Annotated in this window: 22 protein-coding genes; 10 read left to right on the top strand and 12 right to left on the bottom strand. The window is 53.6% G+C overall.

Annotation, left to right across the window (positions count from 1 at the left end; genetic code table 11):
- Positions 1–47 precede the first annotated feature (47 nt).
- The 5 genes from PSE_RS13670 to dctP all read right to left on the bottom strand — a co-directional run bounded on the left by PSE_RS13670 (position 48) and on the right by dctP (position 5,836).
- Positions 48–1,418 carry an alpha-glucosidase/alpha-galactosidase gene (locus tag PSE_RS13670; RefSeq protein WP_014285395.1) on the bottom strand — a complete coding sequence of 457 codons (1,371 nt, stop codon included), beginning with the start codon at positions 1,416–1,418 and terminating at the stop codon, positions 48–50.
- Positions 1,419–1,603: 185 nt separating this feature from the next.
- Positions 1,604–3,025, bottom strand: a complete 1,422-nt coding sequence (locus tag PSE_RS13665) for an amidase (RefSeq protein WP_014285394.1) — start codon at positions 3,023–3,025, stop codon at positions 1,604–1,606.
- A 12-nt stretch (positions 3,026–3,037) separates the two neighbouring features.
- Positions 3,038–4,300 carry a TRAP transporter large permease gene (locus PSE_RS13660; RefSeq protein ID WP_014285393.1) on the bottom strand — a complete coding sequence of 421 codons (1,263 nt, stop codon included), beginning with the start codon at positions 4,298–4,300 and terminating at the stop codon, positions 3,038–3,040.
- Positions 4,297–4,785: a TRAP transporter small permease gene (locus PSE_RS13655; protein ID WP_014285392.1), complete on the bottom strand. Its 489-nt coding sequence runs from the start codon at positions 4,783–4,785 to the stop codon at positions 4,297–4,299. Before PSE_RS13655 ends, PSE_RS13660 begins: the two co-directional genes overlap by 4 nt.
- A 52-nt stretch (positions 4,786–4,837) precedes the next feature.
- Complete coding sequence (gene dctP, locus PSE_RS13650) at positions 4,838–5,836, bottom strand: TRAP transporter substrate-binding protein DctP (protein WP_014285391.1); 999 nt, start codon at positions 5,834–5,836, stop codon at positions 4,838–4,840.
- A 133-nt stretch (positions 5,837–5,969) separates the two neighbouring features.
- Here dctP and PSE_RS13645 point away from each other — a divergent pair, with 133 nt between their 5' ends.
- Positions 5,970–6,638 (top strand): TetR/AcrR family transcriptional regulator, encoded by a 669-nt coding sequence (locus PSE_RS13645; RefSeq protein WP_014285390.1) that lies wholly within the window; start codon positions 5,970–5,972, stop codon positions 6,636–6,638.
- Between the two features lie 59 nt (positions 6,639–6,697).
- Positions 6,698–8,332, top strand: coding sequence for an AMP-binding protein (locus PSE_RS13640; RefSeq protein WP_041768483.1), 1,635 nt, complete (start codon positions 6,698–6,700; stop codon positions 8,330–8,332).
- 79 nt (positions 8,333–8,411) lie between these two features.
- On the opposite strand, the gene PSE_RS13635 is transcribed toward PSE_RS13640, so the two are convergent.
- The 4 genes from PSE_RS13635 to PSE_RS13620 all read right to left on the bottom strand — a co-directional run bounded on the left by PSE_RS13635 (position 8,412) and on the right by PSE_RS13620 (position 13,245).
- On the bottom strand, positions 8,412–8,699 hold the full coding sequence (locus PSE_RS13635) for a DUF1330 domain-containing protein (protein ID WP_008546710.1): 288 nt from the start codon (positions 8,697–8,699) through the stop codon (positions 8,412–8,414).
- A 77-nt stretch (positions 8,700–8,776) separates the two neighbouring features.
- Entirely contained in the window at positions 8,777–10,276 is a 1,500-nt protein-coding gene (locus tag PSE_RS13630; protein WP_014285388.1) for an NCS1 family nucleobase:cation symporter-1, read from the bottom strand.
- Positions 10,277–10,487: 211 nt separating this feature from the next.
- Positions 10,488–11,942 (bottom strand): dihydropyrimidinase, encoded by a 1,455-nt coding sequence (hydA, locus tag PSE_RS13625; RefSeq protein ID WP_014285387.1) that lies wholly within the window; start codon positions 11,940–11,942, stop codon positions 10,488–10,490.
- 31 nt (positions 11,943–11,973) lie between these two features.
- Positions 11,974–13,245, bottom strand: a complete 1,272-nt coding sequence (locus tag PSE_RS13620; RefSeq protein WP_041768481.1) for a Zn-dependent hydrolase — start codon at positions 13,243–13,245, stop codon at positions 11,974–11,976.
- Positions 13,246–14,085: 840 nt separating this feature from the next.
- Between PSE_RS13620 and cofG the strand changes: the two genes are divergently transcribed.
- The 8 genes from cofG (at position 14,086) to PSE_RS13580 (ending at position 21,450) form a co-directional block, all read left to right on the top strand.
- Entirely contained in the window at positions 14,086–15,225 is a 1,140-nt protein-coding gene (gene cofG, locus PSE_RS13615) for a 7,8-didemethyl-8-hydroxy-5-deazariboflavin synthase CofG (RefSeq protein ID WP_193384367.1), read from the top strand.
- Entirely contained in the window at positions 15,222–16,496 is a 1,275-nt protein-coding gene (gene cofH / locus PSE_RS13610) for a 5-amino-6-(D-ribitylamino)uracil--L-tyrosine 4-hydroxyphenyl transferase CofH (protein WP_014285383.1), read from the top strand. Before cofG ends, cofH begins: the two co-directional genes overlap by 4 nt.
- Positions 16,493–17,467: a 2-phospho-L-lactate transferase gene (gene cofD / locus PSE_RS13605; RefSeq protein ID WP_014285382.1), complete on the top strand. Its 975-nt coding sequence runs from the start codon at positions 16,493–16,495 to the stop codon at positions 17,465–17,467. The genes cofH and cofD overlap by 4 nt, the downstream gene beginning before the upstream one ends.
- Positions 17,464–18,114: a 2-phospho-L-lactate guanylyltransferase gene (gene cofC / locus PSE_RS13600; protein WP_014285381.1), complete on the top strand. Its 651-nt coding sequence runs from the start codon at positions 17,464–17,466 to the stop codon at positions 18,112–18,114. The genes cofD and cofC overlap by 4 nt, the downstream gene beginning before the upstream one ends.
- The gene (gene cofE, locus PSE_RS13595) at positions 18,114–18,884 is read left to right on the top strand and encodes a coenzyme F420-0:L-glutamate ligase (protein WP_014285380.1); all 771 of its coding nucleotides are present in this window, start codon (positions 18,114–18,116) and stop codon (positions 18,882–18,884) included. Before cofC ends, cofE begins: the two co-directional genes overlap by 1 nt.
- Positions 18,881–19,549, top strand: a complete 669-nt coding sequence (gene npdG, locus PSE_RS13590; RefSeq protein WP_014285379.1) for an NADPH-dependent F420 reductase — start codon at positions 18,881–18,883, stop codon at positions 19,547–19,549. Before cofE ends, npdG begins: the two co-directional genes overlap by 4 nt.
- Positions 19,550–19,582: 33 nt before the next feature.
- Entirely contained in the window at positions 19,583–20,617 is a 1,035-nt protein-coding gene (locus PSE_RS13585) for a TIGR03842 family LLM class F420-dependent oxidoreductase (RefSeq protein ID WP_008547329.1), read from the top strand.
- A 203-nt stretch (positions 20,618–20,820) separates the two neighbouring features.
- A complete protein-coding gene (locus PSE_RS13580) occupies positions 20,821–21,450 on the top strand; it encodes a TetR family transcriptional regulator C-terminal domain-containing protein (RefSeq protein WP_014285378.1) in 630 nt (209 codons plus the stop codon).
- Between the two features lie 9 nt (positions 21,451–21,459).
- On the opposite strand, the gene PSE_RS13575 is transcribed toward PSE_RS13580, so the two are convergent.
- The 3 genes from PSE_RS13575 to PSE_RS13565 are packed head-to-tail and all read right to left on the bottom strand — an operon-like array spanning position 21,460 to position 24,088.
- The gene (locus PSE_RS13575; protein WP_014285377.1) at positions 21,460–22,221 is read right to left on the bottom strand and encodes an ABC transporter ATP-binding protein; all 762 of its coding nucleotides are present in this window, start codon (positions 22,219–22,221) and stop codon (positions 21,460–21,462) included.
- A complete protein-coding gene (locus PSE_RS13570; RefSeq protein ID WP_014285376.1) occupies positions 22,221–23,219 on the bottom strand; it encodes an iron ABC transporter permease in 999 nt (332 codons plus the stop codon). The genes PSE_RS13575 and PSE_RS13570 overlap by 1 nt, the downstream gene beginning before the upstream one ends.
- On the bottom strand, positions 23,216–24,088 hold the full coding sequence (locus PSE_RS13565; RefSeq protein WP_014285375.1) for an ABC transporter substrate-binding protein: 873 nt from the start codon (positions 24,086–24,088) through the stop codon (positions 23,216–23,218). The genes PSE_RS13570 and PSE_RS13565 overlap by 4 nt, the downstream gene beginning before the upstream one ends.
- Positions 24,089–24,150 lie beyond the last annotated feature (62 nt).

The raw sequence follows: 24,150 nt of genomic DNA, 5'->3' as shown, positions 1-24,150 counted from the left end.
GACAACCGCTTATGTCATCGCATTACTCTAACAAGCACAGGTTCTTTTTACGCTGTTTCAAGCACTTGCTTCTGCGTCCATGCTGGCAACCAGTCCTTGTGCGCTTCCAGAAGCTCGTCCACCATTGCCCAAATCTGCTCCAGATCCAGCTCCGCAGCGGTGTGCGGATCCAACATGGCTGCGTGGTAGATATGCTCACGGTTCTCGGTCATGAGAGCTTCAACTGTCAGCTCCTGCGGGCCGATATTGGTGCGCATAAGTGCAGCCAGCTGTGCAGGCAGTTTGCTAATATGCGTTGGCTGAATGCCGTTGCGATCAACGAGGCAAGGCACTTCCACCGCGCAGTCCTGCGGCAGGGAGGTGATGTAGCCTTTGTTCTGGACGTTCCCGTAGATTACGGATGGTTCGCCAGTCCAGATGGAGTTCATGATTGTGGAAGCGTACTCTTGACTGCGCTCCACTTCGATACTCTCGGCGTTCTTGTAGTCTTCCACCTGAGACTTCCAGCGTTCGATCTGCTCGACGCAGCGGACTGGATATTCATCAAGCGGTATGGAGAACTTCTCCAGAAGATCAGGACGGTCGCGCTTGATAAACCACGGAACATACTCGGAAAAATGCTCTGAGCTTTCAGTCACGAAGTGACCAAGACGGGTGAGCATTTCGTAGCGCACGACGTTCTGACAGCGTGGATTCCAGGTAGACGGCTTCGGATAACGGCCTTCACGATAGCCCTCCATCAGACGTGGGTAGAGGTCTTCGAAAGTGCCGTCTTCCTTGATCTCTTCCAGATACAGATAGAACGCCATGTGATTGATACCTGCACATCTGTAGCGGATATTTGCAGGATCCAGATCAAGGTCGTGGGCCAGTTCTTTCACCGTACCCTGAACAGAGTGGCAGAGGCCTACCTGTTTGATTTGTGGGTACTTTTGCGCGATGGCCCAAGTGTTGATCGCCATTGGGTTCACGTATTGCAGCATGACCGCTTCCGGGCAAACCTTGAGCATATCTTCGCAGATGCTCCAGAGGTGCGGAACGGTGCGGAGGCCGCGCATGATGCCGCCGATGCCGAGGGTGTCGGCGATGGTTTGGCGCAGGTCGTACTTCTTCGGAATTTCGAAATCGGTAACAGTGCACGGCTCGTAGCCGCCGATCTGGAAGGCGACCACAACAAAGTCAGCGGAATCAAGTGCTTCCATCTGGTTGGTGTGAGTTGAAACAGTTGCGCTCACTCCCAGGGTCGCAATCAGTTTGCGGGCAACGATTTCAGATTCACCAAGGCGCTCTTCGTTGATATCCATGAGAGCAACATGTGCTCCAGACAGCGCGGGACGCTGCAGAATATCGCCGATAATGTTCTTCATGAAGGTGGTCGAACCGGCACCAACAAAGGTAATTTTGGGGTTTCGGGCCATGCTTTTCTCCCATTTCCCGAAGGGCTCGCCAGCGCTTCAGGTTGCATAGTTCTTGAGGGGATAACCGGAAAGCCTTGAGACGAACGTCCTGCAGCTCACCTTTGAGCAAAACCTATGGGGCGGCGGCGTCTATTTCTTCCCGTTTTCTATTCTAAATTTCCGGAAACCACGGCAAATGAGGGAAGTTACGCAGAATCGGCCATGCTTGACGCAGCGTCTTCACCTGCCAGCTGTGAAGAGATAAAGCCGTTTTGCTCCAGTACTTTAGCAGTTTTGAATAAATGCTCCTCGCCGTAGCGCGGGCCAATGAGTTGGATGCCGATTGGAACACCCTCATGTTTCTCTTTGCTTGGGATGCTCATGGACGGCAGGTCGAGGAAGTTCATAGATCCGAGGTAAGTGGTTGTTTTTATTATTTCTTCAAGGCTCTCAACTGATTTAACGTCGGCACCTGCCTCAAATGCGTTTTTTGTGCAAACGGGTGCGATGATTACGGGATATTTGCGTTGAAATTGGTCAATCAGGCGGTGGTAGTGGGATCTGGAGGCCAAAGCGCGCGCATAGCTGTGATAGTCCATGGGCGGGGATAATTGTGTATAGTACTCAAATACGGTGCGCAGCTGCTCTGAGGCGAACTTGTCGATGATTGTCTCTTTTTGCAGCGCCACTTCGGTGATCAGCAAAGAGGAGTAGCGGTCGAAGGCCTCCTGAATGAAGTCAATTGAGGTGCTCTCCACCTTGTATCCCCGCTGCGCCAGCACCTCTCCGGCCTGTTTCAGCACCTCGTTGATTTTCGGGTCAGCATCAGGCGGTGTGATGAGTGCGACGGTGTTGGGATAGGACTTATCCTCGTCCATGTCTGGCAGAGACCACGTATCCAGATCAGAATAACCACGCATGACATCATAGGCGAGTTTGAGGTCATCGACGGATCGTGCGAGCGGGCCTTGGGCGGAGGACAGCTGGATGGTCATGGGGCGCTCTGCCGGGCTGGTGGCGTTGTAAAACGGTATGCGGCCATGGGATGGGCGCAGGCCGAGGACACCGCAGCAAAAAGCCGGCAGGCGGATGGAGCCCGAAAGGTCTGAGCCGTGGGCGATGTAGCCGATACCTGCAGCCAGAGAGCTGCTTGCTCCGCCGCTTGAGCCGCCCGGCGTGAGGGCCGGGTTCCACGGGTTCAGCGTCTGGCCGAACAGGACGTTTTCTGTATGGAAGCGCCACGACATTTCCGGTGTGTTCGTGCGACCAATGGGAATGGCCCCTGCCCGTTTCAGACGCTCGACCAGAGGCGCATCCTGTTTGGCGATCAGGCCAGCAAAGGCTTTGACACCGTTGTTGGTTGAGGCGCCTTCCTGATCAACATTTTCCTTGATAGTCACGGGTACGCCGTGGAGTGGGCCGAGTTCATCGCCGCGTTCAACAGCCTGATCTGCCAGTTCAGCTGCTTTGCGGGCCTTATCGTCATATCGGGTGGTCACTGCATTCAGATGAGCTTTTTCATCTATGCGGGCCAGATGCTGGTCAATCACCTCAGAGCTGGAAATCTGGCGGTTGCGGATCGCGGCTGCGACTTCGGTAGCTGTCAGTTTGAAGATGTTGTCGGTCATTTTACAGGTTCCTCAGCTAACGAAAATCAGGGAGAGTTCTGGCAGGAAAGTGACGAGCAGCAAGACGATGAGCATAAGCAGGACAAAGGGCACGATAGATCTGGTGACTGTCCAGAAGCTTTCCTTGAAGGCCTGCGAGGCCACCACAAGGTTGATACCGACGGGCGGTGTGAGCAGACCAATCTCAAGATTGATGATCATGATGATGCCCAGATGCACCGGATCAATGCCGTAAGCGACGGCAACGGGTAGCAGGATTGGCGCCATGATCAGGAGTGCCGAGATGATTTCCATAAAGAAACCAACCAGCAGAAGCAGGATGTTGAGGCCAATCAGGAAAAGCCATTTTTCTTCAACATGGGCAGACAACCAATCTGCCAGCTGGCCCGGGACCTGCTCGGTGGTCAGCACCATGTTCAGGGTTGCGGCTATGGCAACGATAGGCAGCAGACCGCCGAGCAACTGAGTGGTGTGAATGACAGCATCCCAAAGCTGCGACAGCGTCAACTCCTTGTAGATGAACAGCTCAACAGCAAGCGCATATGCCAGTGCAATGGCCGCGCTTTCAGTTGCAGTGAAATAGCCGGAGTAGATGCCGCCGAGTAGGATGACGGGCATGAGCAAAGACCAGATGCCATTGGATATGGCTGAGCCCGCCTCTGCCAGATCAAAGCCGATGCGCGGTATGGTTCTGTTCACCCATGCGGAATAAGAGGCCAGAATGAGTGTGAGCTGCAAACCTGGAACAATCCCGGCCAAGAACATGTCGGTGATCGACGTTTCCGTGACCAGTCCGTAGATGATCATCGGGATGCTTGGCGGAATGACGACCCCCAGTGTGCCTGCGCTGGAGAGAGCTCCAAGGGCGTATGGGGTTGAATAGCCCTGCTCTTTCAAAGCCGGATAAAGGACGGTGCCCACGGCCAGCAGTGTGACCATTGAAGAGCCGGAAATCGCTGCAAAGAAGGCGCAGGACAAAATAGTTGCCACCCCAAGGCCGCCGGACAGCGAGCCGGTGAGCTGCTTTAGCACATTTACAAGACGCTCTGCGATGGCACCGCGGCTCATGATGGACCCGCAAAGCAGGAAGACCGGGATTGAGAGCAGCGCCTCACGGTCCAGTGCCGCCCAGAAGTCCTCTGCCATGAACATCAGCTCACCGTCGCTGTAAAACAGCTGCACAGCACCGCCCAGAACCATCAGGATCACGATCAGGTTCTGGCGCAAGACCAGCATGAGGATGACAGCGAGTGTTAGAAGGACAGCGGTGCTCATTCCAGATCAGCCTCCGCTGGTTTCAACGAGGGCATCACGGCAAAGCCAAAATGGCGGAGCGCATTGGAACAGAAGGCGTAGGGCATGATGGTTTGGAACCACCACAGTGGCCAATCCACAACGGGCACGAGAAAGCCAATCTCATAGGACGAGCGTACAAGCTCAAAAGAGATGTAGCCAGCAAGCAGGAAGAGGCATCCGCTCAAGACATCTCCCAGTTTTTGCAGCAGGGCCTGCCATGCGTGTGGCAGCACATTATCCGTGAACTTGGGGCGGATGTGGGTGCCGGAGAACGTTGCTAGCCCCAAGCCAAGCATGCCGGCGAAAATGGCGGAGAACAAAGCGATTTTGCTGCTGTGCATCAACGAGGTCTCAAAGAACTCGCGCGCAACTACATCTGCCAGCATAGCCACCACAACTATGATGTAGGCCAGAGCCGCGAAGGTCGCTTCAAAGCGGTAGAGCAGATGGAAAAATCGCTTCATGCAAAATGAAAAGAGCCCTTAAAACGGATGGGCTCTTCCTTTCTAGATCAGGTCAGAGTGTGCAGGCTTGTCTTGCCTCCAGAATTTTTGGCCAGATTTCTTCTGCCTGACCACCAATTGAGCTGACCAGCTGCTCTCGCAGTGGCACAACGGCTGTCTTCCACGCTTCGCGCTGTTCCGATGATAGCTTATGAACGTGACCACCGTTTTCCTGAAAACCAGCAACCATGCCCTCTGCCATATTGCGTACTTCGTCCCTCAGGCCCTGAACTGGCACCAGTGCGTTGGTGATGCTCTCCTGCTCCGTTGCGCTCAGCTTCCTCCAGGTGCGCATACTCATGACAAGCGCGCCAGACTGATGCAGGTGGGCAGAAAGAGTGAGATGGGGCGCTAGTTTGCCCATACCCATTGCTACATAGGTCATGGCTGGCAGGGTTCCGCCTTCCACCATTCCGGTCTGGATGGCAGATGGGGTTTCGGCCAGTGGCAACACGACCCCGTTTGCGCCCATGCCCTGCCAGAAGTTGGCGGAGTATTTTGCAGGAGCAGCACGGACTTTGACGCCTTTGACATCGTCCAGCGTGACCAGTGGTTTGGTTCCGAATGCATGGATCCAACCGAGTTCATTCCATTGGAGGAACTTCAGGCCCTTCTTTTCAAAAAGCGGCTCAAAAACAGATGTGAGGTGCTTGTCCATGGCGCAATCGATCTGGGCGTAACTGTCCCACAGGAACGGGACCCCCATGAGGGCCATTTCGGGCACCACAGTTGAAAATGCAGTCATGGAAGAGCCGAGAATATCAATGCGTCCGCGGATTGTTTTCTGGACCATCACAGGCTCTGTACCAAGCTGGCCTGCATGAAATAATTTCGCGCTTATTTTGCCTTCAGAATTTGTGCTGATCTTTTCGGCGATGGCATCAACATGTTTTACCCAAGGGGTACCCAGAGGTGCACTTGTTGCAAACTTCAGTTCTTTCGCGGCTTCAGCGCCCCCAGCTGACGCTACGATAGATACAGCGGCACCCAGCAATAATCCATGTATTTTCATCGTCCCCCCTATATGTTCCCAAATCACACATGCATTCTGCTATTATCGGTGGCCCCAACCTAAGAGATGCTATAGTTTGGCAACTCTATTCTCATTATCAAAAACAGAACTTATCGTCTAGTTTGAGTGTAAAATGAAATCTTATAAGCCAAAACAAAAACGAGGCTATGAGGCGGAGCAGAATTTCCTGCAAGCTGCAAAAACGATTTTTGCCAAGGAAGGTGTGGCACGGGCGCGGGTTTCAGATATCGTTCAACTCGCGGGCTCTTCAACGGGCAATTTTTACTTTCGATTCAAGAACAAAGAGATGTTGTTCGAGCGCCTTTTTGAAATATACGAGGAGCATGCGCAAGGCCTTATTCAGGACTTGCAGGACCCGTTGGGGTCTTTAGAGAGCACCATTTACTTTGTCACAGCCCTGAACCAGCAACTGCTTCAGGAAAATATCGGGCTTTACCGTGCTGCCCATGAAGTTTCCGCCAAAGAGCCTGAAACCTGGAAGCGATTCCAGCAGCTGACTCTTGCTACTGCAGAGCGCATTCTGACCCTCTGCGAGCCTTATAAAGACGAGATCCCCTTTGAGGATTGGGAGCTTCAGGTGCGTCAGGCGATTCAGCTGATCACTGGCTTTACAGCCAATCAGGCGATCCGCAATGCTGGCCCTGCCCATTTTGGGTCTCAAGCGATGGTCGACATGCTCTTCCTGGCCGCTATGGGTGTGCTGGGGCGTACTCCATCAAAAGAGTTTGAGAGTCAAAAAGAGAAAATCCATCAGATATTGAAGGATGACCGATATTCCTAAAGCGTAAGCTCAAAGAATATTCTAATATACGCGTATAAGTTTTAATTTTGGGAGGAATTATGACTGATACACTTAGTGCTCCAGCGTGGACACCTACTGTATTTACCAAGCCAATTAACGTGAATGGCTACAGATCTGTCGTGGAAATATTTGAGGAGGCAAATGGCCGCTTCGCAGATAATGTAGCCTTCACCAACTTTGGTCAGTCACTTACATTTAAAGAAGTTGATGAGAAGTCACGCGCAGTCGCTGCCTATTTGCAGAATGAGCTGGGGCTTAAAAAAGGCGACCGAGTCGCCATTATGCTGCCGAATATTCTGGCATTTCCGGTTATCATGTTCGGCATATTGCGCGCCGGACTGGTGCAGGTGAATGTCAATCCCCTCTACACTCCGCGCGAGTTGAAGCATCAGCTGAATGATGCGGATACGGACACCATCTTCATTTTCTCCGGCTCCAGCCCAACTCTGGCAGAAGTGGTTGCTGATACGCCGATCAAGAATGTGCTGATCGCGAATGTGGGAGATGCCACCGGAGTGGACATGCCCTCGCCGCCTGCGCATGAGATGTTTGCGGATCGTTTGACGGTCAAAGACGTTCTTGCGAAAGGCGAACAGCTGGAGTTTACGCCGCCGCAAATCAACCCAAGCGATCTGATCTATCTGCAGTATACGGGCGGCACGACTGGCCTTTCCAAAGGTGCTGCGCTGAGCCATGGCAACCTGGTGGCCAACATTGCGCAGTTTGATGCGGCGACAGATGGCTTTATGCGCGCGGGTGAAGAGATCGTGATTACGGCTCTGCCGCTCTATCATATCTTCGCGTTGATGGTGAACTGCCTGTCGTTCTACTGGCTTGGCTCGCAGAACGTTTTGATCACCAACCCGCGCGACATGCCGGGGTTTGTGGGTGAGCTGAAGAACTGGAAGTTCAGCGTGATCACTGGTGTGAACACGCTCTTCAACGGTCTTTTGCATACGCCGGGCTTTGATGAGCTGGACTTCAGCAACTACAAGTTCGCCATGGGTGGCGGTTCTGCCATTCAGCGGGCGATCTCAGATAAGTGGAAACAGGTGACCGGTCATCACATTATTGAAGGTTATGGCCTAAGTGAAACGTCACCGATCCTTTCTGTGAACCCGTTTGACAGCAAAGAGTTTACCGAGACTGTTGGTCAGTCCATGCCGATGACGGAGATTAAGCTGCTGGACGCGGAGGACAATGAAGTTCCGCTTGGCCAGCCGGGTGAGCTTTGTGCGCGCGGTCCGCAGATCATGCAGGGATATTGGCGCAAGCCGGATGCAACAGCTGCTGTGATGACCCCGGATGGGTTCTTCCGTACTGGTGACATTGCGATCATGGACAAGCGCAACAACTTCAAGATCGTGGACCGAAAGAAAGACATGGTGCTTGTGTCCGGCTTCAACGTTTATCCGGCTGAGGTTGAGGCAGTGATTGCCGAGATCAAGGGCGTGGTTGAAGTGGCCGTTGCAGGGACATCTGATGAGCGGACCGGTGAGGCTGTGAAGGCCTTTGTGGTGCGCAGCAGTGAGGATGTGACGCCGGAAGCGGTTCAGGAGTACTGCCATAAAGCGATGGCAGCCTACAAAGTACCGAAACACGTGGAGTTTCTGGAAGAGCTGCCGAAATCCACCGTGGGCAAGATCCTGCGCCGGGAACTGCGGGACAAGTAAGTTTCCTGTCAGACGACATAAAAAGAGCCGCAGTTTGATCGCTGCGGCTTTTTTCGTTTCATCAGATGCAGGTGACGCGTTATGCGCCTTCCACGATGATGATGTTGGCGATGCCAGCGTTTTCGCGATGTTTTTTGGCGGCCTGATACTCTTCGCTGTTGTAGCAAGCCATCGCGGTTTCCATATCGGCAAACTCGATCACCACGTTGCGGGGATGGTTGGTGCCTTCCAGATCCTCAAATTTGCCGCCGCGTGCCAGAACGTTGGCGTTGTACTTTTTGAAAGCGGCAGAGGCTCCGTCTGCGTACAGCTTGTATGGTTCAGGATCTGTGACTGTGACGTGAGCGACCCAATAGGCTTTTGGCATTTTCTCTTCCTTTAAAACAGGAGGAAGCGGCGCTTGATACGCCGCCCCCTCTTCTCGTTATTTAGCTTAGTTCGCTGTTACTTGTTCAGGATTTTTGCCAGAGCAAGGTAAGCGATGCCAGCCACGAACAGGCCGACAAACCATGCATATGTATAGATGGTTGCGAACAGTGGGGATGCCGGACCGGTGAGGCCTACGCCTGCCAGGAAGCCTGGAAGGTTTGGTAGGATACCGATGACCAGTGCCAGCACGCCTGCCCAGTTCCAGCCGTTGGAACCAGCATAGATGCCGTTGTGCTTGAATAGGTCTTCCACGTTGAGCTTGGTTTTGCGCAGCAGGTAGTAGTCTGCCAGCATTACGCCTGCGATCGGACCCAGCAGCGCTGAGTATGCAATTAGCCAGCCGATGATGTGGTTCACAAGGATCCACGGGAACATCACCAAACCGATCGCAGCGGTGATGTAGCCACCCATGCGCAGGTTGATCGCCTTTGGTGCCAGGTTGGAGAACCCATGCGCCGGAGCCACAACGTTTGCTGCCAGGTTGGTTGTCAGCGTTGCGACGATGAGTGCAAACAGAGCGATAATGATGCTCATCCCGCCCATTTTCTCAGCCAGTGCGATTGGATCCCAGATGGCTTCCCCGAAGATCACAACAGTTGCTGACGTCACAGCAGACGCGATGAACGCGAACAGTGCCATTGGGATTGGAAGGCCGATAGCCTGTCCCATGAACTGATCTTTCTGGCTTTTCGCATAACGGGTAAAGTCAGGAATGTTCAGTGCAAGGGTTGCCCAGAAGCCGACCATGCCTGTCAGGCTTGGCCAGAAGACGGACCAGAACTGGCCTTCCTTCGGCTGACCTTCAGCGAACTGGCTTGGTGTGGAGAGCATTGCGCCGAAACCACCTGCGTTGACGTAGGCCCATGCCAGCAGAGCCAGACCCATTGCGAGCAGGAATGGTGCTGCGTAGGTTTCCAGCCAGCGGATGGATTCTGTGCCATTTTTGATGAAGTACAGGTGCAGTGCCCAGAACGCCATGAAGCAGGCAAACTGGCCTGCGTTGATGCCGAGGATTGGCAACGGGTCACCAGCAAGGCCCCCACCCATAAGCGTGTTCAGGATCACGTAGATCGCGGAACCGCCGACCCATGTCTGAATACCGAACCAACCGCAGGCTACGATACCACGGGCAACAGCTGGAAATTTCGCACCAGCTGGACCGAAGGATGAGCGCAGCAGAACCGGGAACGGAATACCGTATTTGGTGCCTGCATGGCCGATCAAAACCATTGGAATGAGAACGATTGCGTTGGCGAGCAGGATTGTCATGACCGCCTGATCCCAGCTCATGCCTGCGCCAATCAGATAGGACGCGAGCAAGTAGGTTGGAATACAGACCACCATACCGACCCAGAGCGCGGCAATGGAAACCCAGTTCCATGTGCGTGCAACAGGCGCGGTTGGCAACTGATCTTCGTTGTAAAGATCGGCATCAATTCCGACAAGTTCCTGATGGATAATACCAAACTCGTCCGGTACTACATTCCCGGTTGAGCCTAGAGTTGAATCCGACATTGAGTTTTACCCCCTCAGCTTAAAAGCAGCAGATCCCCTCTAAAAATACCGCTGCGATTAATGACCAGCCCGCGTACCCCACGTGGGCCTGATGGCATATCGCAGCACTTTCAAGCCCGCGACATGCTCTAAATTGTTGCTTCCCGGCGCATCTGATTCCGAAAGCCAGTGCCCTCTTTTCGGAGATGCGCCGTTCGCTCTGTGGTCAGGCTTATACGCCTGCTGGCATCAATTCTGGCCGACGCTCAACTTTGCGCGGCGCTGTGATTTCTTTCCACTTTGACAGAGCTGCGCCGACCGGAGCATTTGGCTCGCGACCAACGAACTCACCGTGACCAGGTTCAGTCTTGACCGTGCTTTCCTCAATCGCGACTTTACCGCGGGTGAGTGTGAAGCGTGGCAGACCGACCACTTCCCTGCCTTCGAACACGTTGTATTCAACGCAGGACTGCTGGTTGGCTGCAGTGATTGTTTTTGAGCGGTTCGGATCCCAGACAACGATGTCTGCGTCCGCCCCTTCCAAAATCGCACCCTTTTTAGGATACATATTCAGGATCTTGGCGATATTGGTGGAAGTGACAGCTACGAACTCGTTCATGGTCAGGCGGCCAGTGCGCACACCGGTTGACCAGAGCATTGGCATGCGGTCTTCCAAGCCGCCGGTGCCGTTCGGGATTTTAGTGAAGTCGCCGACGCCAAACCGCTTCTGCTCCATTGTGAAGGCACAGTGGTCTGTTGCCACCACCTGCAAGGAACCAGACTGCAAACCAGCCCAGAGGCTGTCCTGATGCTGTTTGTTGCGGAATGGAGGAGACATGACGCGCTGTGCGGCATGATCCCAGCTTGGGTTGGAATATTCACTATCATCCAGTGTCAGGTGCTGGATCAGCGGCTCACCATAGACACGCATGCCTTTCTGGCGGGCGCGGCGAATGGCTTCATGGGCCTGCTCGCAGCTGGTATGCACGATATAGAGCGGCACACCGGCCATATCCGCGATCATGATAGCGCGGTTGGCTGCCTCGCCTTCCACCTCTGGCGGGCGGGAGTATGAGTGCGCTTCTGGTCCGTTGTTGCCTTCTGCCAGCAGTTTTTGCTGCATGGTAGCGACCACATCACCGTTTTCGGCATGCACAAGCGGCATTGCGCCAAGGGCTGCACAGCGTTGGAAGGATGCGAACATTTCGTCATCATCCACCATCAGTGCGCCTTTGTAGGCCATGAAATGCTTGAAGGTGTTGATGCCGCGATCAACCACTTCCTGCATTTCATTGAAGACCTGTTCCCCCCACCAGGTCACGGCCATGTGGTAGGAATAATCAGAGCATGCAGCGCCGGATTTTTGTTGCCAGATGGCAAGTGCTTCCATCATGGACTGGCCCGGCGCTGGCAGACAGAAGTCCACGACCATGGTGGTACCGCCCGCAAGGCCCGCTCTTGTGCCGATCTCGAAGTTGTCTGCGGAATGCGTTCCCATGAACGGCATTTCCAGATGCACGTGCGGGTCAATACCGCCCGGCATGACATAACAGCCGGAGGCATCCAGCGTTTCGTCACCGGAGAGGTTCTCGCCGATTTCGATGATCTTGCCACCATCCACGAGGACATCGGACTTGTAAGTTCTATCGGCAGTTACAATCGTGCCGCCTTTAATCACTGTAGACATTTTGGTCTCTCAACTCTTTCAGATCTAAGGGTTATTCGGCTGGCTCTGTGGTATCCTGCTCGATCTCGGCATACTCAAGCACTGCATGGAACAGCACATCGGCACCTGCAGTTGCCCACTCTCTTGAAATTTCTTCGTCTTCGTTGTGGCTCAGACCATCCACGCATGGGCACATGATCATGGCCGTTGGTGCAACACGGTTGATCCAGCAGGCATCGTGGCCTGCGCCGGAGATGATGTTGCGGTGGGAATAGTTCAGACGCTCAGCTGCGTTGCGAACAGCGGTGACACAGCCTTCATCGAAAGTGACCGGATCAAAGTGACCAACAGCTTCAATCTCGATATCAAGGCCGAGTTCTTCTGCGATTTTTGGCGCTTCCGCTTCCAGCTTGGCTTTCATACCATCCAGAACATCCTGATGTGGGGAACGGAAATCGATGGTGAAGACGGTTTTACCCGGGATCACGTTGCGACTGTTTGGATAGACATCGCAATGACCAATGGCGCCGACAGCCTCCGGCTGGTTTTCCATGGCGATCTGGTGCACCAGCTCAGTAATGCGTGCCATGCCGAGACCTGCGTTTTTGCGCATTGGCATTGGGGTTGAGCCGGTATGGCTGTCTTTGCCGGTGAGCGTGACCTGCAGCCACCAGAGACCCTGACCATGGGTGACAACACCGATGTCCTTTTCCTCAATTTCGAGGATTGGCCCCTGCTCGATGTGAAGCTCAAACATGGCATGCAGCTTGCGCTGGCCAACAGGCTCTTCCCCCACATAACCAATGCGTTTGAGTTCATCACCGAACTTCTTGCCTTCCGCATCTTCACGATCATAAGCCCAATCCTGCGTATGCATGCCTGCAAACACGCCGGAGGCCAGCATGGCCGGGGCAAAGCGGGTGCCCTCTTCGTTGGTCCAGTTGACCACTTCGATTGGACGTTTGGTTTTAATGCCGCGCTCACGGATAGAGCGGATCACTTCCAGACCTGCGAGTACGCCAAGCACACCATCATACTTGCCGCCAGTTGGCTGCGTATCCAGGTGAGAACCAATCATAATCGGATCGAGACTTGGGTCTTCCCCTTCTAGACGGGCGAATATGTTGCCCATTGTGTCGACGTGCATTGTCATGCCTTCGGCTTCACACCAGCTGGTGAAAAGCTTACGGCCCTCGGCATCTTCATCTGTCAGCGTTTGCCTGTTGTTGCCACCACGGACGCCGGGTCCGATCTGGGCCATATCCATCAGGCTACGCCACAGTCTGTCACCATTAATACGATGATTTGAGCCAAGTTTACTCATAGGTCTCTCCGATAACGTCTTTTCAACGCCGTTTTATTTAACTTACCCGAGAAATACTCTTCTGAAATACAACGGGTTAGCTGTCGTTATTTAATCTCCCGAGGGAGCATAAAACTGATAAAACCGATGAGGATATTCGCAGGATTCAAGCTCTATCTCTTTTTTGACATGCCTGACGGTCTACAACCGCGTAAAGACAGGTTGCAGGCAAATTATGTCAAAAATTCAATCTTCTAGATTTCCCGCAGGGTTATTTTTCCCATTTGGAACAGATAGATGTAGTTTGCAGAGATCTTTCGCTCTTGCAACAGCTTAACTCAGCTTAAATCTTGGATATTCCCCTCCCAAAACTTGGGGTAAATTGGACCAAACAGTCAATTATCTGTCAACCCACCTTCAAAAATGGATCAATTTCACCAGCCAACTTCAAAAATTCTCCTGATATTCCAATAGGTAAAACACTTAGAAGCCCTGCCAAATCCAGAGAATAAGCGTGTTGCAGACAAGAAAACTCCACAGGTTCCTAAGGTTTTTTGATGAAAAAATCCGATCTATCGGAATCAAAACCACTTCATTTGCTTACAAAAGAAAATAGCAATCTGGAAAGGTGCATATTTTTGCATGTACTGCTAAACTTTTGCGCAAATGAGCTTAAACTTCATAAATATTGCAGAGCAACTTTACAGAATGCGTTGCAAAATAAAGCTTTTCTTTGCTCAAATACGCCTTTTATTGTGCTTGTTTTATTTGCATTGCAGCATAATTATTCTACCCAGGAGATATTTCACGCTTGACTAACTGATAGTTGCAGATATTTTTTTGACCGAGAGGTAAAAAATTATGCTGACTGCTGACCAAGCGCGACACCTGGGGGAAGTGCGAGGCTCAGATCTTCGGGATCTGATGCAACAGGCCGCTACAGTAAAGCGCCAGTATTGGGGCGATACTGTCACCTACTCCCGTAAAGTTTTTGTACCACTGACAAACATGTGCCGAGATACATGTACGTATTGCACATTTGTCAAACACCCCAGCTCGCCCGAAGCCAACATCATGACACCTGAACAGGTGATGCGGACGGCGCAGCAGGGAGAAGAGACCGGCTGCAAGGAGCTCCTCTTCAGTCTGGGTGAGAAACCAGAGCTGCGTTACGAGCAAGCGAAAGCTGCTCTAGCACAGCTGGGTTACGGATCCATGGTCAGCTATCTGGCGGATGCCTGCGAGATGGTGTTGCGGGAGACAACCCTCCTGCCGCACGTGAATGCGGGCACACTGAGCGATGAGGAAATCGATCAGCTTCGCCCCTATGCGGCTTCTATGGGCATGATGCTGGAGACCACCAGCCGCCGTCTGATGAAGAAAGGCCAGCCTCATTTTGGTTGCCCGGACAAAGCGCCGGTTCAGCGATTGCGGACCTTGGAGCGGGCTGGTCAAAAGAAGATCCCGTTCACCACTGGCTTGCTGATTGGCATTGGCGAGACGTGGGAAGAGCGCATTGAGGCGCTGGAGGCGATCAACGAAAGCCATGCACGTCATGGACACATTCAGGAAGTGATCATCCAAAACTTCCAGCGCAAGCCTGGAATCGGGATGGAGAACCATCCAGAACCATCGCTGGATAACATGCTGCGCACGCTGGCCGTTGCGCGCCTGATCCTGTCCCCTGAGATCAGCCTGCAAGCGCCGCCGAACCTGAGCGAACGGCATATGGAGTACCTGAGCGCTGGCATCAATGACTGGGGCGGCATTTCTCCGGTGACCATTGACTTCATCAACCCGCAGCATCGCTGGCCTGTGATTGATGAGCTGGCCCAGTCAACACAGCAAGCCGGGCAGAAGCTGGAGGAGCGGTTGACCGTCTACCCGAGCTATCTGCGTGAGAAGAGTGAGTTTGTGGATCCTGTTGTGCTTTCAAAATCCAAGGGGCTTTGGGAGCAAATGGGTTCCTCCGCCGCAGTTCAGTCAGGAGGTTCCCTATGACGCTTCACAGTTTCCCTCGCTCAGCAAATGATGCATTGCGCTCACACGATTTGAGCACACCGACACACGATATTCTGAGCAAGGCGCTGTCTGGTATAGAGATTTCAGAGGCAGATGGTGAGCACCTGTTCCGCGCTCCTGCGCAAGAGTTTCCTGCCATTGCCTATGTGGCGGACACGCTGCGCCAGCGGGTGAATGGCGACAAGGTTGGCTTTGTGGTCAACCGGAACATCAACTTCACCAACATCTGCTACATGGGCTGCAAGTTCTGCGGTTTTGCCAAGCGGACGGAAGATCCCGACGCCGAATGGCTGGTGCCGGAGCAGATCGTTGCCCGTGCACAGGAAGCATGGGATCGCGGCGCAACAGAGGTTTGCATTCAGGGTGGTTTGCACCCGAAGATGGAAGGCACCTATTATCGTGAGATCGTTCTGGCGATCAAAAAAGCCCTCCCGGACATGCATATCCATGCATTTTCACCCTTTGAGGTGTGGTACGGCGCCGCCAAGACCAAACAGTCCTATCATGCGTTTTTACAGGATTTGAAAGACTGCGGCCTCGGCTCCCTGCCCGGCACGGCAGCGGAGATTCTGGACACCGACATCCGCCAGCAGCTGACACGCAACAAACTGAGCACCGAGAAGTGGGTGGAGATCATCAAGGCCGCGCATGAGGTGGGCATTCCGACCACAGCGACGATTATGTATGGCCATATTGATGGGCCGGAGCATTGGGCCGCTCACATTGCCTTACTGCGGGATATTCAGCAAGAGACTGGCGGTTTCACCGAGTTGGTTCCGTTAAGTTTCGTCCATTCAGAGAGCCCGCTTTATACGCTTGATCCAAAGAACGTGCGCCCCGGCCCGACAGATCTGGAAGTGCGCAAGATGCATGCGGTTTCGCGGATCATGCTGCACGGCTGGATCGATAACATTCAGGTGTCATGGACCAAGCTGGGACCAGAGTTTGCCTCTGATCTGCTGCAATGCGGGGTTAATGATCTAGGTGGCACATTGATGAACGAGAGCATCTCCCGTTCTGCCGGTGCAGCGCATGGTCAGGAGATCACCGCACACGAAATGTGCCAGATCATTCAGGATGCGGGCCGTCAGCCGATCCAGCGCAATACCGTTTATGATGTGATCAATGATTTTGCCGATGGCCTGCCAGAGCAACAAGCACCGCTGATTGCACGCGCCAACTCGACTCTTCTGAGCTTCCTGACGGAAGAAGATGGCGTTCCAGCAAAGGCGGTTGGAGGTGCCGGATGACGCAAAACGCACCTGTTAAAGTTACTCTGATTGCCGGTGGTGTTGGCGGCGCCAAGATGGCGGAAGGCCTTTATCATCTGGAGAATGTGGAGCTCTCCATCATTGGCAACATTGCCGATGATGATGCCTTCCACGGCCTTTGGGTATCGCCGGACATCGACACCCTCACCTACACACTGGCCGACGTAATTGACCGCCAGCAAGGCTGGGGTGTGGCGGATGAGAGCCACCGTGCGTTGGAGACACTTTCCAAATTTGGCGACGACACATGGATGTCTCTGGGGGATCGCGATTTCGGCCTGCACATCTACCGTACGCATCGTCGCCGTCAGGGCGATCGACCCACGTTGATTGCACAAGATATCGCCAGGAGTTTTGGGCTGAGCTGTAACCTTATTCTGCCGACGGATGATGTGGTGCAGACACGGGTGAAAACGGATGCGGGTTGGCTGAGTTTTCAGGAGTATTTTGTCAAGGAGCGCTGTGCCCCTGAGGTTCGGGAGCTGCATTACGACCATATTGAAGAGGCTCATGCGACTGAGGAAGCCCTGAAGGCGCTGGCAGAGGCTGATCTGATTGTAGTTGCACCGAGCAACCCACTGGTGAGCATTCTGCCGATCCTCAAGGTTCCCGGCATTCTGGAGGCGGTGAAGGCTGCGAAAGCCCCGAAGATTGGTGTTTCGCCAATCATCAATGGCGGCGTTGTGAAAGGTCCGGCGGACCGGATGCTAGCGTCCCTCGGCTTCGAATCCACGGCGTTTGGTGTTGCGCAGATTTATGCTGAGTTTCTGGACTGCTTCATCATTGATCATGCGGACGAGCAACACATCTCTGCCATCAACGGTTTGGGTCTGAGCACGTCACAGGATGCAATCCTGATGAAGACGCGAGAAGACAAGGTGCGGCTTGCAGCTGAGCTTCTCGCTGTTTCTGGTGTAGTTGATCGCTCTGGTGAGGAGCTGAGCGCATGACCGGGCTAGCTCCTAAAACACTTGTTGTTGTGCCCGTGAAGGACTTTGCCAAAGCGAAGTCTCGTCTTGGACCACATCTTGATGCCACTGAACGCGCAACTGTGGCGGCAAACCTGTTTGCACAGACACTTCGTTTTTTACAGGACGCACAGAAACCGTGTAGCACTGCCTTTGATATTGCTGTGGTGACCAGTTCACTTGAGATCGCAAGCACTGTGAACGAATGCTCTGTTCATCTGATCCTTGAAGGTCAGGAAGATGGGCTGAACTCTGCACTGACAACGGCAGCCCTTTGGGCCAAGGCTCATGGCTATGAGACGCTTTGCGTTCTGCCAGCGGATATTGCCGCGCCAGACTTCGATGAGTTTGAGCGGCTTTTGAGCCTTGCAGGTTCACCGCGTTCTCTCGTGCTGTGCCCGGCTCATGACTACGGTACCAACGTGCTGATTGCGACGCCACCGGATGCGATCACCTTCACTTACGGCAATGCTTCTTTCCAGAAACATCAGGCCCAGGCTGCAGAGCGCGGGCTGGACTGTGTGATTGCTCCCTCCTCCTCCTTTTCAAAAGATATCGATTATATGGAAGACCTCGCAGACCTTCAGCCCCGGCTTCTTGCAAAACATGGCGATCGGAGAGCTGTTTGATGCATACCCTATCATTACACGCGATCCCGAATATTCCGGAGATCAAACCGGGCGATGATCTGGCAAGCATTCTTGGTGATGCGATTGAAGCAGCTGGCCTTTCTTTACAGGACGGAGATGTTCTGACCTCGGCGCATAAGATTTTTTCCAAGGCCGAGGGGCGCATTGTCAATCTGGCAGATGTCACTCCCTCTGAGGAAGCCCAAGGCTATGCAAATGAGCTGAACAAAGATCCCCGCAAGGTCGAGGTGATCCTGCAGGAAAGCACGCGTGTGGTTCGTCATTTCAAGCGACCAACACAGAATGAAGGCACTATGATCTGTGAGCATCGTTTGGGCTTCATTTCCGCCAATGCCGCAGTGGATGAATCCAACAGCGGCGCGGATGAGACGCTGATTTTGCTGCCGGAAGATCCCGATGCCAGCGCTGCCTGTATGCAGGAAGCCCTTTCCAGGCGTTTCAATGCGCAGATCGGTTTTGCGATTACCGACACATTTGGACGTCCCTGGCGGCTTGGTCAGGTGAATGTAGCGGTGGGTCTTGCCGGTGTTCCGGCAACCATCAAAGAACAAGGCAACTCAGATGCACACGGGCGATTGCTTAGTGTGACGGAGCCTGCGTTTGCAGATGAGTTGGCAGCGGCCTCTGGATTGGTGATCAGCAAAGCCGGACAAACACCAGTGGTTCTGTTTCGCGGGCTCAACTGGTCGTTAGAAGCAAGTTCAGCACAGGATTTAATAAGATCGAAGAAGGAGGACATGTTCCGATGACATTAGCGATTATCGGAGGAACCGGGCCACAGGGTCAGGGGCTTGCGCTCAGGTTTGCCCGGGCTGGCGTGCCCGTTGCGCTCGGCTCTCGCGATGCTGCGCGCGGCAAGGACATTGCCGATGAGCTTATGACAAAGCTTCCGGAAGGCTCTGCTAAGATTGAAGGCATGGGCAATGAAGATGCTGTGGCTGCATCCACCGAATGTGTGATGCTGGCAGTGCCTTATGCAGCGCATGATGCGACGCTGGAAGCTCTGAAGCCGCATCTTTCCGGCAAGATCCTCATCGACATTGTTGTACCGCTGGCGCCGGGTGATCCAAAGACGGTTGAAATGCCGCCAGAAGGTTCTGCCACTGAGGCCGCTCAGGCGTTGCTCGGCCCAGATATTCCTGTTGTGGGTGCCTTGCACAATGTTTCTGCCACAACGCTGAACAATCTGGATTGGGCGATCAATTGCGACATCCTCGTGTGTGGTGACAGCCTTGCTGCCCGCAAGGTGGTGATGGAACTGGTCAATAAACTGGATGTGACAACCTACAACAGCGGCAATGCAAAAGCAGCGCGCTGCATTGAGGCGATCACCCCAATTCTCATTCGTCAGAATATTTCAAAAGCCGTGCCATTTACGCATGCGGGCATCCGCATTTGGGCACCGGATCATTAATTCCAGAACTTAACTTTCGTGGAGGAGAGACACATGGATTTTGGTATTTGCTTTAAAGGGTTCGTGGAACCTGATCGCGCAAAAGCGCTGGTTCGTCAGGCCGAAAATGCCGGCTTCAAATACTGCTGGTTCTATGACAGCCACATTCTGTGGCGTGAGAGTTTCGTGGCCATGGCAATGTGCATGGAACACACCAAAAACATGCGCTTTGGACCTTGCGTAACCAACCCAAACACTCGTGACTGGTCTCACGCAGCCAGCCTGTTTGGCTCCCTTGCCAAGCAATCCGGTGGTCGTTTTGATATCGGCCTTGGCCGTGGTGACAGTGCTGTGCGCGTGATGGGCAAAAAGCCTGCGCCGCTGAAACGTCTGGAAGAGTTCACCCACGTGGTTAAAGCGTTGGTGCGCGGCGATGAAGCGCAATACGGCGAGTGTCCGGAGCCAGTGAAGTTCCCATGGGCAGATGGTTATGAGCTGCCTGTTTGGGTTGCCGCTTATGGCCCAAAAGCGCTGAGTTCTGCTGGTCGTGTTGGTGATGGTCTTATTCTGCAGATCGCAGAACCAGGCATTTGTAAGTGGCTAGGTGATCAGGCTGTTGCTGCTGGTGAGGAAGCTGGCCGCGACATGAGCAACTTCGGCATCATGGCAGCTGCTCCAGCGCATACTGGCACTCTGGAAGAAGGCATTGAAAAGACTAAATGGTTCCCGGCAATGGTGGGCAACCACGTGGCGGATATCGTCGAGAAGTATGGCTCCAATACCGATCAGGTACCAGCTTCTCTAACGTCTTACATCGAGAACCGTCGTGGTTACGATTATTCCAAGCACGGTCAGAGCGACAACCCGTTCCTGGACTTCATCACCGATGATATCGTCGAGAGCTTTGCGGTGCTTGGCCCACCTGAGAACCACATCGAGAAGCTGAATAAGCTGAAGGATGCAGGCATCACGCAGTTCAATATCTATCTGGACAGCGGCGATGAAGAGAAGATCATCGCGGACTATGGCGAAAAGATCATTCCGGCTTTTAACGCGGACAACGCAAAAACACCGGAAGCTGTCAGCTGATAAAAACAGGCCGGGCTTCATGTGAGCTCGGCCTTTTCTCTATCTATTGCAGAAAAACAACAGTGATTAGAGTGAGCTGTCGCATCACAACTTTTCTACCAGAGTTTAGCTTGATAAGAGCACGTTGTTTTCGTAGGTGCTAACTTACTTATTAGCTGAGCGTGTATTTAAGGCTCGGCGCCTATGTAATTTTGGAAAAGAGTATGGCTAAAGCTTCTGAGGCAAAAGGTAAAACACGAATTCAGATGGAAAAGACCGAGAAGATCCTCGCTGCCGCGCTGGATGTGTTCTCAACCTATGGATTTCGTGGCTCCACTATTGATCAGGTGGCTCAGCAAGCTGGTTTATCCAAGCCCAACCTTTTCTATTACTACGACAGCAAAGACGCCATTCATGCAGAGCTGATCGAGCGTCTGCTTTATGTGTGGCTGGATCCGCTGCATCAGCTCAACCCTGAAGGCGAGCCGATTGAAGAGATTTGCGCATATGTGCGACGCAAGCTGGAAATGGCGCGAGATTATCCGCGTGAAAGCCGTCTGTTCGCCAACGAGATCCTGCAGGGTGCCCCGCGCATCAAATCCCTGATTGCTGGACCTTTGAAGTCACTGGTAGATGAGAAGACCGTTGTCATTCAGGGCTGGATGGATGCTGGCAAGATTGCAGAGACAGATCCTTATCATCTGCTGTTTTCTATCTGGTCCACCACACAGCACTACGCTGACTTTGACAGTCAGGTACAGACATTGCTGCCTGCGGACAAGTCCAAGGACCGGTTCAAAGAAGCTGCGTCTTACCTGGACCGGATGTTCCGCAAAAGCCTTGCAGCTGAATAAGTCACTGTTTTACAAGCGTGTCGTGGGGGTGATGACTGGCCCCTGCTCTGTTTCCAGAATATGCGCTTTGACACGGTAGACATCCTGAACGCGTTCCTGCGTCAGTACCTCCTCCGGTGAGCCGTAAGCAACCAGTCGGCCTTCTTTCAGCATTGCCAGACGCGTGCACAGGCGGGCGGCGTAGGTCCAGTCGTGCAGGCTAACCAGCATGGATGTGCCTTGTTGCTGTAGCTTCTGGAAGATTTCCTGAAGTTCCAGCTGGTGTTCCGGATCCAGTCCTGCAGTTGGTTCATCTGCAATGATGAGTGGCGTCTTCTGCATCAAAGCACGGCCCAGAAGTGCACGGGCTTTTTCTCCGCCAGAGACCTGAAGAATGGATTCTTTGCGGATTGGTTCCAGGCCAAGACTTGAGACGACTTCTTCCAGTTCTGCTTTATGTTTAGGAGTGCGAACGGAGCCACCAATGGCTTCGCAACCTAGCGCCAAGATGCGTTCTACAGACAGATCCCATGCCACATCCCGCTCCTGCGCCATGTAAGCAACATGCTTTGATAGCTGGCGTGCGGAGATGTTTTTTAGAGGCCGATTGTCGTAGCTGATCTCACCATTTGATGGGATGAGCCCAACCATCGCCTTCATCAAGGTGGACTTACCCGATCCGTTTGGTCCGATCAGGCCAACAATCTCGCCTTTCCCAATCTCCAGATTGATTGAAGAGAGGATGTTCTTTGGCCCGTAGTTGACGGAAAGGTCTTTGAGTTGCAGCAGCATCAGATCAACGCCCTCCGCTGTTTGATGATCAGCCAGAGGAAGAACGGCGCCCCGACGATTGCCGTCAGTACACCCAGCTTCAGGTTGGACTGAGGACCGAAGAGCTTTACCGTGATATCAGCGAGGGTCAGCAGGCAAGCTCCCGCAATCGCACTTGGAATGAGCAGGCGCTGCGGCTCTCCCCCTACCATCTTGCGCAGCAAATGCGGGACGATCAGGCCGATGAAGCCGATGGTGCCGGTTACCGCTGTCACAGCACCGACACTGGCCGCAGTTCCGGCAATAGCACAGAAGCGCAGGCGAGGCAGTGAGACGCCCATGGTGTGGGCAGTTTCTTCCCCCAAAGACAAGGCATTGAGGCCCTTGCCGGTGGTGAGCAACAAGCTCCAACCGACAACAATAAATGGAGCAATGATGAAAAGGTGCTGCATGGACCGGTCATTGAGCGAGCCAAGCATCCAGAACACAATTTCCATGGCTGCGAACGGGTTCGGAGACAGGTTGAGCGCTAAAGACGTGAGCGCGGTGGCGATGCTGGAAATGGCGACGCCTGCAAGGATCAGTGTCAGCGTCTGCCCTCTTCCCCCTGCCAACATTGGCAGTAGAACAGCAGCAATCGCAGCCCCCAGTAGCGCGAAAGCTGGGAGTGCGTAAGGCATGGTGATAGTCAGACCGGTGTAGATTGCAATCACAGCTCCAAGGCTGGCGGAGGAGCTGACGCCGATCAGGCCCGGCTCTGCAAGTGGATTGCGCAAAAGGCCCTGGAGGACTGCTCCAGACAACCCAAGCGTTGCGCCGGTGATCACCCCCAGCAGAGCACGCGGCACACGGATCTCCCAGAAGACGATGGAAACCGGCGTTTTCTCGGCAGCGAAAGCTGCTTCTATGAGCTGAGTTACTGTCAGATCAGCAGCGCCGATCATGAGAGAGGTCAGGAACAGCGTGATTGCGATCAGGCCGAGGATTACGATCAGAGGGGCATCAGGATGCTTTGTCATTCAGCTTGTGCCCCCAAGCGTTTGGATTGATTAGCCAGTTTCTCTATGGCTTCGGCGACAAACGGCAGGCCACAGATGGTATATTTGTCTTCCATCAAAACGCGTCCACTGTTGCCGAGTGTTCGTTTTAAGGCCGGATGAGCCAGCAGCTCAAATGCCAATGCAGGTTTGTCGGAAAACTGAGTACCCTCAACAAGCAACTGCGGGTCTTCCAGGATCAGCAGTTCAAGTGGCAGTTTGCTGGTGCCTTTGAGGCCGATATTGTTGGCGATGTTCTGCAGGCCTGCTGTCGTGATCAGCTCGTTGACAAGGCTGCCATCCCCAGCGGTGTAGCCGTTGGCGTAATAGACTCCTGCCCGTGCTTTCTCATCGGGCTGTGCTTCTACAAAACGCTGAACGGTAGCCTCAAACCGGCTGGCCAGTGCCTCAGCTTTTTGCTCTTGTCCCAGCACTTTACCGAGACGGCGGAGTTCTCTGGCGATATCCGGGATAGTGCGCACCGGCGGAACCTGCACCACGGTGATGCCAAGGCCGCGTAGCATCTGCACGGTGGTTTGATTGGTATAGGTGCCTGCGATCACCAGATCCGGGTTCATCAGGTAGATCTCTTCTGCCCCGCCGAAGTTGATCGGGTAGGCTTTTGCCTCTTCACTCATGACAGAGAGCGTTGGGTCTGATGCCAATCTGGAAACCGAGACAAGCTGCCCCTCACCTGCGAGCAACATGGAAAACTGGTCGGTGCACAGGTTCATGGATACGACCCGTCTGGGTGCACTCACTCCACTCACATCTGCATGGGCCGCTGCCGGGCTGATAACCAGCGTCATCAGCAGTGCGGTCTGCATGATCTTTTTGATCTTATTTCGCATTTAGACCTTTTGAGCAGCGTGAGAGTTTGGGACGCAGCATCGGGCAGTACTGAAGAAACCAG

Source organism: Pseudovibrio sp. FO-BEG1, assembly GCF_000236645.1.
Taxonomy (GTDB): domain Bacteria; phylum Pseudomonadota; class Alphaproteobacteria; order Rhizobiales; family Stappiaceae; genus Pseudovibrio.
Note: the sequence above shows the minus strand (reverse complement) of the source record. Positions and strands in the feature narration are given on the sequence as shown.